This window comes from Novosphingobium sp. (genome assembly GCF_030699305.1).
Lineage (GTDB): Bacteria > Pseudomonadota > Alphaproteobacteria > Sphingomonadales > Sphingomonadaceae > Novosphingobium.
Genome location: NZ_JAUYNB010000023.1, coordinates 1 through 15,508 on the forward strand (window position 1 = coordinate 1; position 15,508 = coordinate 15,508).

Below are 15,508 nucleotides of genomic sequence, written 5' to 3' on the forward strand. Positions count from 1 at the left end.
GCCAGCGGCGGATCACACTGAGTAGGTCCATGTCGATCACTCCGATGCCTCCCGACTGTCAGCCGGGGGCGAGGAAAGCATGGGTCAATTCTCAGTGATAATTTCTGCACCTCCTGGGTCAATTCTCAGCGCTACTCAACACGCCAATTCGGCCAGTTGTTCGGCGACCCCCGGTGAGAGTCGAAACGTGTGCTTCGACTTCAAAGCTCGATTCCGTCGCCAGGATCAAGTGCTGCCTGACGGGAGTTCGCTACCATTCTGGTCCGGAGCCGCTCCGACCATGCGGCATCGGCGTCAGATTCATCCCCGCTCCTGAAATCGAACTCGTTAGCCGGAGACTTGAGTGGTGGCGCGATCTCGACATGCAACGGCAATTCGGGCTCTCTGCGAACGCCGCCATTGGCTCCATCTTCGTCGCCAGATGCACTCCAGGCCTCTGAGCGAACTGGCTTCACGGCCGGAAGTCCACTCCAATCATCAAGCGGCGTTCCGTCGCTTCGTTCAGTAGTAAGTTGCGGCGGCCTTTGGATCCGGCCCTGCAGACGGGGGTCGGAATAGTATCGGGCCTTCTTAGCCCGCACTGGCGGCGCTCCGGACAGCATGACGATCTCGTCGGTAGCGGGTAGCTGTAATATCTCCCCTTGGGTGAGAAGCGGCCGGGAGGTCTCTGAACGGGATATCATGAGGTGCCCCAGCCACGGCGACAGCCGGTGACCGGCATAGTTCTTCATCGAGCGCTGTTCGGTCGCGGTGCCCAGCGATTCCGACACGCGCTTGGCGGTGCGCTCGTCGTTGGTGGCGAAGGCCACGCGGACATGGCAGTTGTCGAGGATTGAATTGTTGGCGCCGTAAGCCCGTTCGATCTGATTGAGCGACTGGGCAATCAGGAAGGCCTTGAGTCCATAGCCAGCCATGAATGCGAGCGCGCTCTCGAAGAAGTCGAGGCGGCCCAATGCAGGAAACTCGTCGAGCATGAGCAACAGCCGATGCCGGTCCTTGCCCGCTTCCAGTTCCTCGGTCAGCCGCCGACCGATCTGGTTGAGAATCAGCCGGATCAGCGGTTTGGTCCGGCTGATGTCGGAAGGCGGCACGACCAGGTACAAAGTCGCCGGACGTTTGGCGTCGACGAGATCGGCGATTCGCCATTCGGAGCGCCGGGTCACCTCGGCAATGACCGGGTCGCGGTAGAGACCGAGAAACGACATCGAGGTCGAGAGCACACCCGAGCGTTCGTTTTCCGACTTGTTCAACAGTTCGCGCGCGGCGCTTGCCACCACAGGGTGCGGGCCGGCTTCGCCCAGATGGGGCGTCGCCATCATCGCCTTCAGCGTCGCTTCGATGGCCCGGCTTGGATCGGAGAGGAATGCGGCAACACCCGCGAGCGTCTTGTCAGGCTCGGCGTAAAGGACATGGAGGATCGCACCGACCAGCAGGGCATGGCTGGTCTTCTCCCAGTGGTTGCGCTTTTCGAGGCTGCCTTCCGGGTCGACGAGGACATCCGCGACATTCTGGACATCGCGCACTTCCCAGATGCCGCGCCGGACCTCGAGCAGCGGATTGTATGCGGCGGATTTGAGGTTGGTCGGGTCGAACAACAGGACGCGACTGAACCCGGAGCGGAAACCGGCGGTCAGTTCCCAATTCTCCCCTTTGATATCGTGGACGATGGCTGAGCCGGGCCAGGTCAGCAGGGTCGGGATGACTAGCCCTACACCTTTGCCCGAACGGGTCGGTGCGAAGCAGAGGACATGCTCGGGGCCGTCGTGGCGCAGGTAGCTGTTGTTGAACTTGCCCAGCACGACGCCTTTTTCGGTAAGCAGGCCGGCCTTGGCGATGTCACTGCGCGTCGCCCAATGCGCAGAACCATAGGTGTTGGAACTCCGGGTCTCCCGGCCGCGCCAGACCGACATGGCAATGGCCACCACGATTGCAACGAACCCGCCCGAGGTGGCGATCATCCCGGCCTTATCGAAGATCTTCGGTGCATAGGCATCGTAGGAGAACCACCACCAGAACAAGTCATAGGGCCGGTAGATCGGATAGGCGAACAGCGAGAACCAAGGCGCGCCTAACTCGGGCTGGAACCCGAGTGCCGAGGCCGCCCACTGGGTGGCCGCCCATACGCTGGCCAGGACAATTATAAAAACGGCCAGCACCTGGCCCCAGAGGATCTTTGCTGCTGACATGTGGCTTACATGATCCAAAGGATGTCGCCGCCGCAAGCGGCTGGGCGCTGACATCGTGGGCTGGCGTGCGCTAAATAGCGGTGTCGTATTCCGGGCCAGGAATTGAACGACCGTGCCTGCATTCCACAACGGAAACGCTGCCGATCAGCGCATTCTGCTCGGCTGACAGTTCCTCCAAGCAATACCGCGCTTCAAGCAGACAAAAAGGCACCTGATACCTGTCGTTCGTTCATGCGCGCCCTGTGGCAGAGCTTACATGGAAATTGGTGCAATCTGGCGAAGCGGGAATAAAGAAGCACATCGTCAAGGTAGTCGCTGGCAAACGTCTGGCATCGTGGCGCGATCTTCACGATTTTCGCTGGCTGGCGGCCTGAGGAGGTCTGCCGCACGATATGATCGCCCAATCGGGAATAGCCGGCCATCTTCAAGCCGTACTTTGTCGTGGTGTTGCTCCACAATCCTGTCGCGATTGACAATGAAGCTGCGATGGACCTGAACAAAGCGTTCGGGCGGAAGGCCTGTACGCAGGCCCTTCAGCGTCGCTGTTGCAAGCGCAGTGCCCCAATCCCCGACAACATTCACGAAGTTACCCTGAGCTTCGAATGCCGAAACTTCGGCGAGCCGAAACCGCCGCATCACCCGATCGACTTTCAGGACAATGTCTTCGGGGTTTGCTGGTCTAGGGATCGGCCGTTCGGCGATGCGGCGGCGGACTTTTCCCAAAGCCTTCTGGAAGCGTTCTGCGCTAACGGGCTTCAGAAGATAGTCGACCACGTCAAGTTCGAACCCGGCGAGCGCATGCTCCTGGTGCGCGCTGACAATGATCGTAAGGGGGGGGCTGTGCAAGCCGCGGAGCAAATCCAGCCCGCCAAACAAGGGCATTCGGATATCGAGAAACATAAGGTCGATGCATTGGGCCTCGAGCCGGGCCAGCGCCTCGGCTGCGCTGAGGCAATGGGCAGCAATCGCAATGTCGGGTTCGCCGCGGCAATGGTGCGCCAACACTTCGTGGGCCAAGGGCTCATCGTCAACGATCAAGACGTTCAGCACGGCACAAGGTCCAGTTCGAGGCGGGCTCGCCAAAATCCATCTTCCTGGCCGACCCGAAGTTCGAAATCTTGCTCAAAAAGCAGTTCCAGTCGTCGTCGCAGGTTGGCGAGCCCTAAACCGGCAGGGTTCGATGGCTGCAGCGGCGGCAACGAATTAGTGCATTCGAAACGTAGCGTCTTACTTTTGACCGCCAACGATATCTGTATCTGGCATGTCCCGTCAGTCGGCTCGACCCCGTGTTTGAACGCGTTCTCAACCAGCATGATCAACAACAACGGCGGCACGCCAAAGCTTGGGTGGGTTGCTGGCCATTTTGCGTCCAGAGAACAGCGATGCCCAAAGCGCAGCTGCTGCAGGTCGAGATAATTCCTGAGATAGTCCACTTCCTCCTCGAGGGAAACGCAGTCAGCCTGACCGCGATAGACCACATAACGCAGCAGATCCGAGAGCTTGATTACTGCAGCCGCGCTTTCCTCACGATCCTTCAGACAGAGTGCGTAAAGCGTGTTCAAGGTATTGAACAGGAAGTGCGGATTGATCTGCCGCTGCAGCATGTGCAGTTCGGCTTTGACCCGTTCGTGCCGGGTACTGGCCTCAGTTTGCTCGGTCAGCAAGCGCTCTACGGTTAGCACGACCGGGACCAGGATCGCGGTTAGCCAGAACGCGAATCGGAAATTGTCCGGATCAAACGGATTTTGATTCTCGGACGGGATCAGCGTCCATTCCGGGATGTTGAGCGGCATCAGCAGGCCGATGCTGGCGGCAACGGGTGTGCCGACCGCGAAGAATGCCACGATCGCCAGGCCGAAAGGCACAATACCATGGCGGCGCAGCACCTGGCGCACCAGGACATAGCGGCATACCCAATACCAGGCGAAGAGCACCACTGCGAGCACGGTGAACTGGGCAAGGTACCAAGCCGCTTCACCAGGCTCGGCCATAATGCGCTGCCAGTTTAGCCATATCCGCAGCGGCTGGTTGCGTGCGGCATCGGGAGTAGAGACAAACAGCGAGGTGGATCCCAGAACCCAAATTCCGAGCAGTGCTGCAATCGTGCCATCAAGCGTGAACGGCAGGTGCAAGTCGGGTGCTTCGTGTGCATTCGGGACATCGTGGCGGCTTCGCGCGCCGGGGTGAAACAGCAGGAAAATCAAGCTGAACCCCGCCGCCGAGGCCCATTGCCATGCTGTCAGCGTGGCTCCGGGAGCCCAGATGGCGCAGGCGGCCGTATAAAACAGGAAACCGGCAAGCCAGACCAGAATGGCTTGCCAATGGTGCCAGCGGCAGGCGGCAAGATGCGCGGCCAATGCGGGCAGCAGAAGCACGCCAACATGGCCGGTGCGCCAGATCAATGAACCCAGACCCGGATCAGCGCTGGCGGATTGATCCCACAGCACAATGGCCAGCATCGCCACCACCAGCGGGGCAGCCTGGAGCGGGAGACGGCCATGCAACAGGACTGCGATCCGCTTCACAAGCTTCCCTCGTTCTCCCCGCGGTGCCTTGCTGGGGGCAAGGACGAGCGATTGGCACCTTTATATGACGAACGGCTCGTCTGCGGTGACGAGCGGCGGCAAACGCCGGTCCCTGGCCGTTCGCCATGACAATTCCACCTCCGGTCATCGCCCGGTTGCACCGGCACCTTTGCTGCGTCAGCCGCGAACCAACAGACCGGAGGCAGCATGCTGGAAGTTCGCAATCTTGGCAAAACCTATCGCAATGGGGTCAACGCGCTGTCCGGAATCGACCTCTCGATCCCAACAGGAATGTTCGGCCTGCTTGGGCCAAACGGGGCCGGCAAGAGCACATTGATGCGCACCCTGGCGGCGATCCAGCTGCCTGACTGCGGGACCATCATGTTTGACGGGATCGATGTCCTGGCCGACCCGGTCGCGCTGCGCCGCCGCCTCGGTTACCTTCCGCAAGCCTTTGGCGCCTATCCGCATGCCAGCTGTCGGACCATGCTACGCCACATGGCGCTTTTGAAAGGCCTGGCGGATGATGCAGTCACGGCGCGCCGGATCGACGAGCTCCTTGAACTTACCAACCTCAGCGCGCATGCCGGACGGGCCGTCGCGACCTTTTCGGGCGGGATGCGCCAACGGTTCGGGATCGCGCAGGCGCTGCTGGGCGATCCGGCCCTGCTGATCCTCGATGAACCAACGGCGGGGCTCGATCCCGAAGAACGGATGCGGCTCTACTATCTGCTCAGCCAGCTGAGCGGCGACCGGGTGGTGGTGCTCTCCACCCATATCGTCGACGATATCGAGCAACTCTGCACCGAAGTGGCAATTGTCAATAAGGGCAAGGTGATAACGCGGGGCGCGACGGCGACCCTGGTGCAGGATCTGGCTGGGCGGATCTGGGAATCCCCAATTGCGGCAACGCCGGGCTCAGCAGCCATGCAGCTTAGCACGGCCTTTAGGCGCGGCACCCCGGTTCATCGTTACTTTGCCGAAAGCCCCCCAAACGAGGCATTCGTTGCCGCAGTTCCCAGCCTCGAGGACCGGTATTTCCTCGAGCTGAAGAGCAATCAGCCATGCTGACTCGCGCGGACTGGCGCGGCGAGTGGCTGATCGTGCGGCGCCATCCACTGATCTGGATCGTCGCGAGCTTGGCAATCGCGATCGTTGCTTTGGCCGCCGGAAATGACGCTGCAGGCAACAAGCGCGAGCTGCTTGAATCGCTGCTCCGTCTCAACCTGTTCATTCCTGCCTTTGTCTTGCCCTTTGTCGCCGGCGCCCTCGCTCCAGTGTTCTACCTGCGCGAGGTGGACCATGGGGTGAGCGAGCTCTTCGCCGCCTATCCGCAGACGCCGCGCGTGTGGCTGGCCACGCGGTCGGGCAGCTTTGCCGCGATGCTGGTCTTGATCTGCGCCTTCCAACAAGTGGCGATTGTCGGAATACTGGCCTCTGATCGACCCGAGTATCTTGCCATGCTGACAAAGCAGGCGCTCAAGCTGGTGGCGCTGGTACATTTGCCGGCCAGCCTGATCTGGGCCTCTGTGCTGGCTTGGGTCAGCTGCGCTAAGGGCCGGTCGGGCATGGTCTATCTTGCCGCCACCTTCGGCTGGCTGGCCTACACTGCTCTGGCAACTTTGACTGGCACCCCGCTGATCGCCGGCAGCTATGTCGCCTGGGAACCGTTGCGCTCGGCCCTGCTGCTGGCCGATCCCTATGCCATCACCGCACTGGTCAACCCGCCGCCACCTGACGCACTGCCCCATTCACGCGAAATATTTGTCATCGTCGGACGGATCGGCTGGCTCGGTCTATGCTTCCTTCTGCTGCACGGTATCGCCGCAATCCCGGCGCTCGCCCCCGCGCGTAAAGGGTCTGCCAAGCGTGCAGGCTTGAGCCTGCCGGGCCTTACCAACCGTTCGGGCAGAACCGGGAACCTTGCGCTGTTGCTGCGCTGGACCATGCTCGACAAGTTCTTCCTGCTGGCCCTTACCGGTTGGGCATTGTTGGTCTTCCCGGAAGTGTACAGCGGGATGAAGTATGCCGAGGAATTTTCGATACTGATCCCCGACAGCCGCGATGCCCTCAACCGCGTGATGTGGGACCTGGTGCCGGCGATGGGGGCGCTCCTTCTGCTTCATGTTGCCGATCGCACGGGCAGGATCGGCCGTGTAACGGGGATGGCCGAGCTGACAGCCGCAACGCCGCACACATCCTGGCGCTTCTTTTGGGATCAGCTTGTCTGCCTGTGGCTGGTTGCGCTGACCGTCATTGCCTACACGCTGCTTTTGGTCTTCGGCGCCCAACTCGCCGCGGACTCGTCAGTTCAGCCGCGCGAGTACCTCGAGCAGGGCGGACAGGCGCTACCCGGACTGTTGCTCAGCGCCGCAGCCTTCGCTGCGCTTCACGCCGCGCTCCGATCGCGCATGGCGGCGAACCTGATGGGCTTTGGCCTGCTGGTGCTGGGGCACAGCAACCTTGCGCCGGCAATGGGTCTTGTCCATCCTTTGTGGAAGCCACTGGCACTCCACCTGACCTCACCCGACCATGTTCTGGGGCTCGCCGGCAACTGGGCAATGCTCTTGCCCTATGCCCTGTTCTGGTCAGCGATCTGCATGTTTGCCGTGATCCTTGCGGTCCGGGTTCATCATCGGGGCCTGCCCTATGGCCAGGTATCGCTGCGCAATGCACTTTTCCATCCGGCCACCATTTTGGCCAGCGCAGCGCTGGCCGGCGGTGCTTGGCAAGGTCTCGCAATCCATCGCGCTGTCGAGAGCGATTTTGCGCTGGTCAGCGCGGAACAGAAGGCTCAGCGCAGGGCTGACTACGAGCGACGCTTTGGCGAATGGCGGGAGCGCCCACAGCCCCACATTGCGGCTGTGCGAACCTCGGTTGACTTCAGCTCCGATGGCCGCAGCGCAGGACTGCAAATGGAGTTGAAACTGGTCAACGGCACGAATGCAAGAATCGAACATGTGCTGGTCGGCCGCAACCTGATCGACGTTTCCAGCAAGGTCACGCTCGAATCCGGTACAGCAGAGCTGCAAGACCTGACCACCGGCCAAACCCTGTTTCGGCTGGCGTCACCAATGCACCCGGGTGAAATCCGAACCCTTCACTATTCCGCCCGTGTCGCGCGATCGGCGCTGGCCGATACCAGAAGCATGCTGATCCTGCGTCGGCAGTTCGGTTCGATTCCGGCGTTTCAGATTACTCCGGTGATCGGTTTCGAACGCGAGCTCACCTTGCGTGATCCGGCCCTCAGGAGGCAATTCGGGCTGCCGGTGCTGGCATTGAACCCGCCATCACGCCTCGGCCGTGCTGGCGTGGATCTGGCCCGCCATGAGGCACAGCTTGAAACGATCGTATCGGTGCAACGCGGGCGCTATGGCCTTGCTCCGGGTGAATTGGTTCGCCGATGGGAGGCTGGCGACCGCAGTTACTTCCACTTCCGCACCGATCGCGCGATCCGCAACCTTCCCATGTTCTTCGCCCTGGCATGGGCTCCACAGCGCTGGTCGGCCGGGGCCTTGCAGGTCGAGATCCATGCACCGGAGTCAATCGCGCAAGACGATCCCAACCTGCTCGGCATGCGCGATACGCTGACCTGGCTGGACCGTGAGGTCGCGCCATTCCCCGGCAGGACTCTGCGCTTGATTGCAGCACCCGAGTTCGGCCCGAGCGGGTTCGCCGTGCCCCAGGCCATGCTGATCTCGCACAGGCGCGGATTTCGTCCGAAGTCTTCGCTCAATGCCGGGTTCGATCAGACCTATCGCCGGGCAGTGCATGAAACGGCGCACCAATGGTTTGGTCATCTCATCGGCTACGGAATTCCGGAAGAGCGGGCATTCCTGATTGAATCCCTGGCAAAATACGCTGAGCTGGTGATGATCGAGCGTCGCTATGGCGCGAAGGCGGTGCAGGCATTGGTGGCCTGGGAAGCTGACCGTCTTGCCCATGCGCGGCTTGTACCGGCCGAGGCAGTAACGCCTCTGATCGATGCCCAGGATACCGAAGATATGTATTCGCGCGCCACGCTGACCTTCGCCTGCCTGCGCGAGCGGTTGGGGGACCGGCCGATCGACTCTGCGCTGTTCGAGATTGCGGCCTATGCGCGGCAGACCGGTCGGCCCGCCCGGTCGCTGGATTTCGTGCTGGCCCTCAAACGGGCGGGTGGGAAGGAAAGCGAACCACTGGTTGACATGCTGCTCACCGGCAACCTTTCGATCGAAGTTGCGTTGGCGCGGTCAGGCTGCAATCTTGGTCAGTGAGACCTGAGCGCACTCTCCCTTGGGCTTCCATGAAGCAATGTCCGTTCTTGGGGGGCGAGCAATTCCTATATCCCGAGCCCACGCGGGCGCCCCAGCGTCCAATCGATCCCGCCACCTGCCTTGATCGTGCCGGTGACTTGCTGGCCCAGATGCTTGTCGAGTTGCGAGCGCCAGGGCACGAGCTCGAAACCCATCCCATCGTCGATCATCGCAAACCGGCCAGATGCAAGTTGCAGGCGCTGGCAGTAGGTGCCTGAAATGGCGACGCCCTCGGTGCTCGCCCGATACGAAAGGCCCGTGCGTGCCGCGATGGCCTCGCCGGCTTCGGCCAGTTCGCGCGAACGAAGCGTGGACAGGATATTTCGCGCCAGGATGATCTTGCCGCCACGCTGGGTAGCAAGTCCTTCGGAGACAAGATGCGCAGCGCGATCAAGCTTGGCCTGTTCGATTGCCGTGCCGAACCCGCCGCCGGTCTCGACTGGTTCGGACGACAGCAATTGCCGGTCGAGCCAGGTGCTCCCGCGCGCGACGACCTGGTCTGCGAGCGCCAGGTCGGACTGGACCCAGAGCGATTGGCCCTGCCGTCCGCGCCGATCGGTCCAGGTCCGGAGTTCGACGAGCGCACCCGGCCTGGCGTCGCTGGTTTGCTCGAGATCGGAGAAACGCAGATGGTGGACACGCCCATCGGCCCCATCGACGACGGCATAGGCCTCGCCGGTCAGTTCGTCATGGAGCCCGCGTTCGACCAGGCGGCCAACAATCGGATCACTTGTCGCCTCGCTGTGCAGCGCGAAGCGGCCGGTATCTGCATCGAGACCAAGCCCCGTCATGGCCCGGTGCATGGTCCTGATGATGTCGCCGCGCAGGCCGAGCTGGCGCAGAGTCGGCTCGAGGTCGGGTTTGAGCGTCCAGCAGGCCGGCGCGATGCTGGCTGCCAGTCCCAGGCGTTCGAGTTTCCCGGCGCGCCCGATCAGGTGGCGGTCGATCGGCGATTGGGCTCGCTGCGGGTCGGGTCGCAGGTCGATGACGCCTCCCAGATCGTCCGCCATACGCTGCAATCGCCGGTCGAGACTGGTCCAGCGATCGGCATCGACCTCGCGGGCGAGGGCCCGGTCGATTTCCCGCTCGCTGCGCGGTCCAAGTTCGATGGTGACCCGCTCTTCGGCGCGGCCACGCATCCCTTCCCGGATGTAGTCCTTGTCGATGACCAGGTCGCGGCCGTCGTCGGCCTTGCCCCGGGCGAGGATGTGGATGTGGGGATTGTCGGTGTTCCAATGATCGACCGCGACCCAGTCGAGCGGCGTTCCGAGATCCTTCTCCATGTCGGTCAGCAACTCGCGGGTAAATGCCCTGACATCGGCCAGCTCACCAGCATCCTCGGGCGAGACGATGAAGCGGAAGTGGTGGCGATCGTCGGCGCAGCGCTCGGCGAAACCTTGGCCATCGATCTCGCCTTCGTTGCCGCCGAACAGTTCGGCATCTTTGCCGTCGCGGGTCACACCCTCGCGCTTGAGGTAGGCAATGTGCCGGACAAGCGGTGCCGCCGAGAAGCGTGTCCCGATGTGCCGGACCACCCGGGCCTTGACCAGCACGCGGCGTTGGCCCCGGCGTGACCGCATCGACAAGACCGCGCTCCGACCGCGGGCGTTGCGTCCGGTGCCGCGACGGCCCCGCCCCGTAATGCCAATACGCCCCGCCTTGTTCGAAAGCGCACGCACCTGGGCGACGAGCGATCTGGGTCTAGCCGAACGAGTACCGCGATCCCTTACCCGTCCCGGCCTGATCTCGAAGTCGTCGTCGCTCACGGAATCTGGCAGTTCTAGACGGGCGACGGCGCTGGAAATGGCAGAATTGCGCCAATTTCGCGAAAAGCTGCCAGCCGGGGGTCTGAGCGGCTGGCGCTGAAAGACCAGCAATTCCAATGGTCTCCACCCCACCCGACGGCGCTGCTTTTATCTTGCCATCGAAATTCCCTCTTCCTCCCGTCCGTCCTCATCCATCTCCATCGCCCGCCATTCCACGCCATTGCGCGCCAGAGAGTGAACTGCGCGATCATTGTGTTCCGCTCCCCGAGACGGGCGCGAAGAGGCCATTGAACGGGGCGTTCTGAGCTTGAATTGGTCGCAGAGGCGCGGCGGGGTCGCTGCCGGATGCGCCGTCACTGCTTTCGGAGCGCGCGGCAAACAGCTGGCTTTGCGTCCAAAACAGACGCACGGGCGGTACCGGCGATGCGCTGGCGACGACGGTCGCCGTGCTCGCGGTCTGCAGTTCGGGTGCGATCTTGGCGACATAAGCGCGGGTTTCGGCGGGGAGCGGACGTCGCTTGTCGCGCCACTCTTCATAGCGACCCGGCCCCGCATTGTAGGCGGCGAGCATGCCGGTGGCGCCATAGCTGTCGTACATTTCGCGAAGGTACGAGGTACCCGCCATGATATTGTCGCGCGGATCGAAGGGATCGCTGCCGAGGGCGAGCCGGGCGCGCTGGCGCGCCCAGGTTCCCGGCATGAGCTGCATCAGCCCCATCGCCCCAGCGGGCGACACCGCACCGATCCGGCCCGCGCTTTCGGTCCGCATCACCGCATAGATCCAGCTCTCGGGCAGGCCGAAGCGCTGCGAGGCCTCGGCGACATGATCGGCGATGGCGACGCTGCGCGGCTGCGCCTGTTCGGCAGCAACCTGCCCATAGGCAGGCGCGTCACCGAACAGGCAGAGCGCCGCGACGAGGAAGGCGAGGGGTGCAGTAACGCGCATGGCTCAGCCCGCCGCTTCGCGCCTGGCCGGGCGCGACCAGACCAGGACGTGGCTGTTTCCATCGCCCTGGAACAGGTTGGCGCGCAGCGGCTGGATGAACAGCGGATCGTCGATCTGGATTGCAACATAGTCGCCAGCCTTCTCGCCGACATGCTTCCAACCAGCTCCGACTTCGCGCGTTTCGTCCTCCGATCGGGCGATCACGCGGAAGTCCGGCGCGCTCTCGCTGTCCGAGCGTTCAGCCGGGACGAGGACCAGATCAATGTCGAGCGTCAGCGTCTTGAGGTGCCCGGCAAAGCCGCCATCGGCGGCAACAAATGTTCCGATACGCATGGGTCAGTCTCCTTCGGTTGGTGAACTTGAGGGAAGATCATTGCGGGGATCGGCGAACCAGACATGGTCACCGTCGCCTGCTTCGTCGGTCCAGACGGGCGTGACGCGCCCGATTACATCGGCAATGCGCAGCACGCCGAAATAGCGACCGTCGAAGCTGTCGGGTGCTGCCGGGTTCATCACGAACAGTTCGCCGCTGCGCAGCGTGCGGCAGCCGAACCAGGCAGGAAGCGGGCGACCGATCCGGTCGCGAGCGCGCGCGGCGCCAGCAAAAGCGCCGTCGATGGTCACGCCGTGCCCGAAGCGGCAGACGCGCTGGCCGCTGATAGCGGCGATGCGCTTCAAGAGCGGTACGCCAGTCGGGAGGTAGCCCCGCTCGGCGAGCAGGCGGCGCAACTCGGGCGGCGGCAGAATCGCGACGCGTTCACCGACTTGAAGGCCGGCCTTGCCGCGGATCGCGTAGAGCCCGGTCGGGACCGAGGCGGTGGCGTTCCACACTGCGGTGCGCGAGACCGGCACGGCGAGCGTCGCCAGTGTGGCGGCGGCCACCACGCCTGCGAGCAGGAAGCGCCGCCGGATCATGACAGCAGCGCCTTGCGCCGAAGCCAGGCGCGGTGCCGCGCCGGCGAATAGTCGCGCGGTGCTTCGCGCGCGGCCATCCGGTTGTGGATGTGGCGCCAATGGTCGGGCGCGACCTCGCACGGATCGATCCCGGATGCCTCGATCGCATCGACCAGACGGAACACCTGCGCGACCTTGGGCCAGCCATGCACACCGAGCAGCACTTCGCCGCCAGGATCGACCTGCGCCACCGGGGTGACCGGTTCACCCGGCTCGGCGGCGCGCACGATGTCGAGCGACGAGCGGATCGTGCCATAGGCGTTGCTGGCCCAGCGCACGAGGGCGAACACCTGGCCGGGCGCATAGCTCTCGATCCGCTGGCTGCGGCTGACGATCCGGGTCGCCACGGGCTTGCCGAACTTGAGCCAGTCCTCGTGCTTGCCTTCGCGCCAGACCAGCGTGACGTGGGTCAGCTGTGGGTCATCGCTCGTCCGCGTCGCGGCAGGCCGACAGGGCGGCGCTGCGCCGTCCGTCCACAGGCGCGATTGCGTTAGCAAGAATCCGAAGGATTCTCTGTTAGCTAAGTTAAGGGCGAAAAACGGCGCGGATTTCTGCGGGTTTGCGGGCGATTCCGGTTCCCGATAGTCCGAACTTCCGGTTCCTGATCGTCCGAGTCCGGCGGTTCCTGATAGTCCGAATGCCATCACGACATATCCACAGGCTGCAAGCCGACACGGCGCATCGCGGCGTCGAACGGATCGAGGGGGATGGAGACGAAGTTGAGCCGCTCACGGCCGAGCGCATGGTCGAGGCTGAGGCTGTATCCGGGGAGCGCCTGGCGCCTGACGATGTCGCGCAGCTCGAAGGCGAAGCGCTTCATCGGCGAGAGCGCGCCGGACTTCATATGGAGGTGCTGGAAATCGAAGCTCCAGCCATGCTTCTGTTTGCCGCCATGCTTGCGCACCAGGCGGTAAAGCCAGCGCTCCAGACCGCCGGTCAGGGCAAAATAGGCGGGGTCGATGGTGAGCACGAGCGCCTGGTCGAGCACGCCCTCGTAGAACCAGTCGGGAATGATCATTTCGATGCCGAGCGCACGGCCCGTGTGGTCGAGGCGCTCCTTCCATTCGTTGATCCACGAAAACCGGTGCCGTCGCCGCGCATCTCTCTGACGGATCGAGGTGGCGATCGTCGTCGATTGCAGCCGGTCGAGCCCGGCCTTCAGTCGCTCGTAGCTCGCCTTGCCGGTGCCGCGCCGGGTGAAGGCAAGGATTTCGTGTGGGTTAGCGGCGATCAGCCGCGAGGTCGCGCGCCCCGCATCGCGCGCCTCGACGATCTGGCTCGCCACCCAGATGAGGACATCGGCGTCCCAGATGGTCGCCATGCCATGTTCGGCGGTGGCTTCGACCAATATTGAGACCTCGCCCATCCGGAAGTCGATCGGGCGCACCCGCTTGGTCTTGGCCAGGCTGAAGAACGGCCAGGCCATGAGGTCCTGTGCATCGCGCGCGGCGATGTCGCCGCCTGCGCTGACGAACAGGTCGAGCTGGCGGGCTTCGGCCGGGAAGTGGGACAGGCGCGGCATGGCTCGGCTCAGCGGCGCACCGGCGGCGTGTACCCGTCGAGCCGCTTGGCGGGGTGGACCACGCCCTTGCCCGGATCGCTGGTCGAACGGCGCAGGCCGAGTTCGGCCCAGGCGTCGAGATCTTCGAGCGAGTAGACGATCCGCCCGCCGAGCTTGCGGTAGATTGGCCCGGTGCCGAAGCAGCGGTGCTTTTCGAGGGTGCGGGCGGACAAGCCAAGATGCACGGCGGCATCGGGGGTTCGCAAAAAACGGGCAACGACGGGGGTGGGTCTGGCATCCATGGGCGGCCTCCGCTCGGCTTCGACCACGGCGGCGGGCTGCCGCCGGTCGTCGGCATCAATGGCGAAGGCGGGGGGCAGCGGGGGAGTGACAATTGTTCGCGCCGCTGATTGTCACCCCTCCGGCAGTCCTTGCCCGACTTTCCGCGCGCCTTGCGATCCCTGGCATGGCGAAAGCCCCGCCGGGCAGCGCCCGGCGGGGCCTGATCCGGCTCAGTCGCCGCCCGTGCGGCGCGAGCGGGTCCAGATGAGGGCGAAGGTATCACCGTCGTCCTCGGCGAAGAGGTTGGCGTAGATCGGCGCGGCGAAGCTGGGATCGTCGAGCTTGACCGAGAGGTAGTCGCGGCCTTCCTGGCTCTGCTTGCTCCAGGCGGCGCCGATTTCCGCGCGGCCGACGAAGACCCGGTGCGAGGGAGCGTTTTCGTTGGCGGTTTCGGTTTCGCGAACGATCCGCACGTTCTTCTGCTGAACGCTCATCGTGGCGATCTCGCCCTTGTAGCCGTCGCCCGACTTGGTGAAGGTTCCGATATTGGCCATGTTCAATTCCTTTGCTGTTCCCGAGCCCGCGCCCATCGCGGCCTCGATGGCCCGGCGAAGGCGGTTGCGGTGACCGGCTGCACCCTTGGGCCGCAGCAACGCGAAGGACGTGCAGTGCGCCGCTTTCTTGTCTCGCGAGGAATGCCGGTCCGCGCCAAGCGGACGGCAGGGGAAGAAAGTGGCGCGCTGCGCGTTGCAGCCAGGGGCGACGATGGCGAAGCCAGCCAACCGCCAGACAGGCCATGAACGAGGTCGTGTGGTGCGCGCATCTGAACGGCGGGCACTGGACTGGCCATGGAAGATCAAAACCGTCCAGATTGGCACGGGCACGATCGTCTCCGGGGCTTTCAGCCAATCGTGCATATCTTGCGGGGCCGATCGCAAATCGATGGAGCCTCGCGCCGGATCTAGGTGGATACGCGAATAGCGCCGCTTGCTGTGGATGACAGCAAGGCCGACTGCTGACCCGGGTCAGAGATCCGACTAGACAGCCGTTTCC

Annotated in this window: 13 protein-coding genes; 2 read left to right on the plus strand and 11 right to left on the minus strand. The window is 63.6% G+C overall.

From position 1 onward, the window contains the following. Window positions 1-200 precede the first annotated feature (200 nt). The 3 genes from Q8Q53_RS09985 to Q8Q53_RS09995 form a co-directional block, all read right to left on the minus strand. Window positions 201-2,186 (minus strand): conjugal transfer protein TraG, encoded by a 1,986-nt coding sequence (locus Q8Q53_RS09985; RefSeq protein ID WP_305701625.1) that lies wholly within the window; start codon window positions 2,184-2,186, stop codon window positions 201-203. A gap of 303 nt (window positions 2,187-2,489) precedes the next feature. Beyond that, on the minus strand, window positions 2,490-3,236 hold the full coding sequence (locus Q8Q53_RS09990; protein ID WP_305701626.1) for a LytTR family DNA-binding domain-containing protein: 747 nt from the start codon (window positions 3,234-3,236) through the stop codon (window positions 2,490-2,492). Continuing rightward, window positions 3,230-4,711: a sensor histidine kinase gene (locus Q8Q53_RS09995; protein WP_305701627.1), complete on the minus strand. Its 1,482-nt coding sequence runs from the start codon at window positions 4,709-4,711 to the stop codon at window positions 3,230-3,232. The genes Q8Q53_RS09990 and Q8Q53_RS09995 overlap by 7 nt, the downstream gene beginning before the upstream one ends. 207 nt (window positions 4,712-4,918) lie before the next feature. Between Q8Q53_RS09995 and Q8Q53_RS10000 the strand changes: the two genes are divergently transcribed. Then, the gene (locus tag Q8Q53_RS10000) at window positions 4,919-5,782 is read left to right on the plus strand and encodes an ABC transporter ATP-binding protein (RefSeq protein WP_305701628.1); all 864 of its coding nucleotides are present in this window, start codon (window positions 4,919-4,921) and stop codon (window positions 5,780-5,782) included. Beyond that, window positions 5,776-8,967 carry a hypothetical protein gene (locus Q8Q53_RS10005; protein WP_305701629.1) on the plus strand — a complete coding sequence of 1,064 codons (3,192 nt, stop codon included), beginning with the start codon at window positions 5,776-5,778 and terminating at the stop codon, window positions 8,965-8,967. The genes Q8Q53_RS10000 and Q8Q53_RS10005 overlap by 7 nt, the downstream gene beginning before the upstream one ends. A gap of 65 nt (window positions 8,968-9,032) precedes the next feature. On the opposite strand, the gene Q8Q53_RS10010 is transcribed toward Q8Q53_RS10005, so the two are convergent. From Q8Q53_RS10010 to Q8Q53_RS10045, 8 genes are all read right to left on the minus strand, one after another. After that, entirely contained in the window at window positions 9,033-10,559 is a 1,527-nt protein-coding gene (locus tag Q8Q53_RS10010; RefSeq protein WP_305701630.1) for a DUF3363 domain-containing protein, read from the minus strand. A gap of 460 nt (window positions 10,560-11,019) precedes the next feature. After that, the gene (locus Q8Q53_RS10015) at window positions 11,020-11,718 is read right to left on the minus strand and encodes a lytic transglycosylase domain-containing protein (protein WP_305701631.1); all 699 of its coding nucleotides are present in this window, start codon (window positions 11,716-11,718) and stop codon (window positions 11,020-11,022) included. A 3-nt stretch (window positions 11,719-11,721) separates the two neighbouring features. After that, window positions 11,722-12,051: a DUF736 domain-containing protein gene (locus tag Q8Q53_RS10020; protein ID WP_305701632.1), complete on the minus strand. Its 330-nt coding sequence runs from the start codon at window positions 12,049-12,051 to the stop codon at window positions 11,722-11,724. Window positions 12,052-12,054: 3 nt separating this feature from the next. Then, on the minus strand, window positions 12,055-12,633 hold the full coding sequence (locus Q8Q53_RS10025; RefSeq protein WP_305701633.1) for a S26 family signal peptidase: 579 nt from the start codon (window positions 12,631-12,633) through the stop codon (window positions 12,055-12,057). After that, the gene (locus tag Q8Q53_RS10030; protein WP_305701634.1) at window positions 12,630-13,169 is read right to left on the minus strand and encodes a DUF2840 domain-containing protein; all 540 of its coding nucleotides are present in this window, start codon (window positions 13,167-13,169) and stop codon (window positions 12,630-12,632) included. The genes Q8Q53_RS10025 and Q8Q53_RS10030 overlap by 4 nt, the downstream gene beginning before the upstream one ends. Before the next feature lie 146 nt (window positions 13,170-13,315). Then, window positions 13,316-14,194 carry a replication initiator protein A gene (locus Q8Q53_RS10035; protein WP_305701635.1) on the minus strand — a complete coding sequence of 293 codons (879 nt, stop codon included), beginning with the start codon at window positions 14,192-14,194 and terminating at the stop codon, window positions 13,316-13,318. Between the two features lie 8 nt (window positions 14,195-14,202). Further along, complete coding sequence (locus Q8Q53_RS10040; RefSeq protein ID WP_305701636.1) at window positions 14,203-14,475, minus strand: AlpA family transcriptional regulator; 273 nt, start codon at window positions 14,473-14,475, stop codon at window positions 14,203-14,205. 210 nt (window positions 14,476-14,685) lie between these two features. Continuing rightward, entirely contained in the window at window positions 14,686-15,009 is a 324-nt protein-coding gene (locus Q8Q53_RS10045; RefSeq protein WP_305701707.1) for a DUF736 domain-containing protein, read from the minus strand. Between the last annotated feature and the right edge of the window lie 499 nt (window positions 15,010-15,508).

What these genes read in the sequence shown, in the direction of transcription:
- Q8Q53_RS09985 (WP_305701625.1), bottom strand. Translation starts at nt 2,186, where the DNA reads ATGTCAGCAGCAAAGATCCTCTGGGGCCAGGTGCTGGCCGTTTTTATA.
- Q8Q53_RS10000 (WP_305701628.1), top strand. Translation starts at nt 4,919, where the DNA reads ATGCTGGAAGTTCGCAATCTTGGCAAAACCTATCGCAATGGGGTCAAC.
- Q8Q53_RS10005 (WP_305701629.1), top strand. Translation starts at nt 5,776, where the DNA reads ATGCTGACTCGCGCGGACTGGCGCGGCGAGTGGCTGATCGTGCGGCGC.
- Q8Q53_RS10015 (WP_305701631.1), bottom strand. Translation starts at nt 11,718, where the DNA reads ATGCGCGTTACTGCACCCCTCGCCTTCCTCGTCGCGGCGCTCTGCCTG.
- Q8Q53_RS10020 (WP_305701632.1), bottom strand. Translation starts at nt 12,051, where the DNA reads ATGCGTATCGGAACATTTGTTGCCGCCGATGGCGGCTTTGCCGGGCAC.
- Q8Q53_RS10025 (WP_305701633.1), bottom strand. Translation starts at nt 12,633, where the DNA reads ATGATCCGGCGGCGCTTCCTGCTCGCAGGCGTGGTGGCCGCCGCCACA.
- Q8Q53_RS10035 (WP_305701635.1), bottom strand. Translation starts at nt 14,194, where the DNA reads ATGCCGCGCCTGTCCCACTTCCCGGCCGAAGCCCGCCAGCTCGACCTG.
- Q8Q53_RS10040 (WP_305701636.1), bottom strand. Translation starts at nt 14,475, where the DNA reads ATGGATGCCAGACCCACCCCCGTCGTTGCCCGTTTTTTGCGAACCCCC.
- Q8Q53_RS10045 (WP_305701707.1), bottom strand. Translation starts at nt 15,009, where the DNA reads ATGGCCAATATCGGAACCTTCACCAAGTCGGGCGACGGCTACAAGGGC.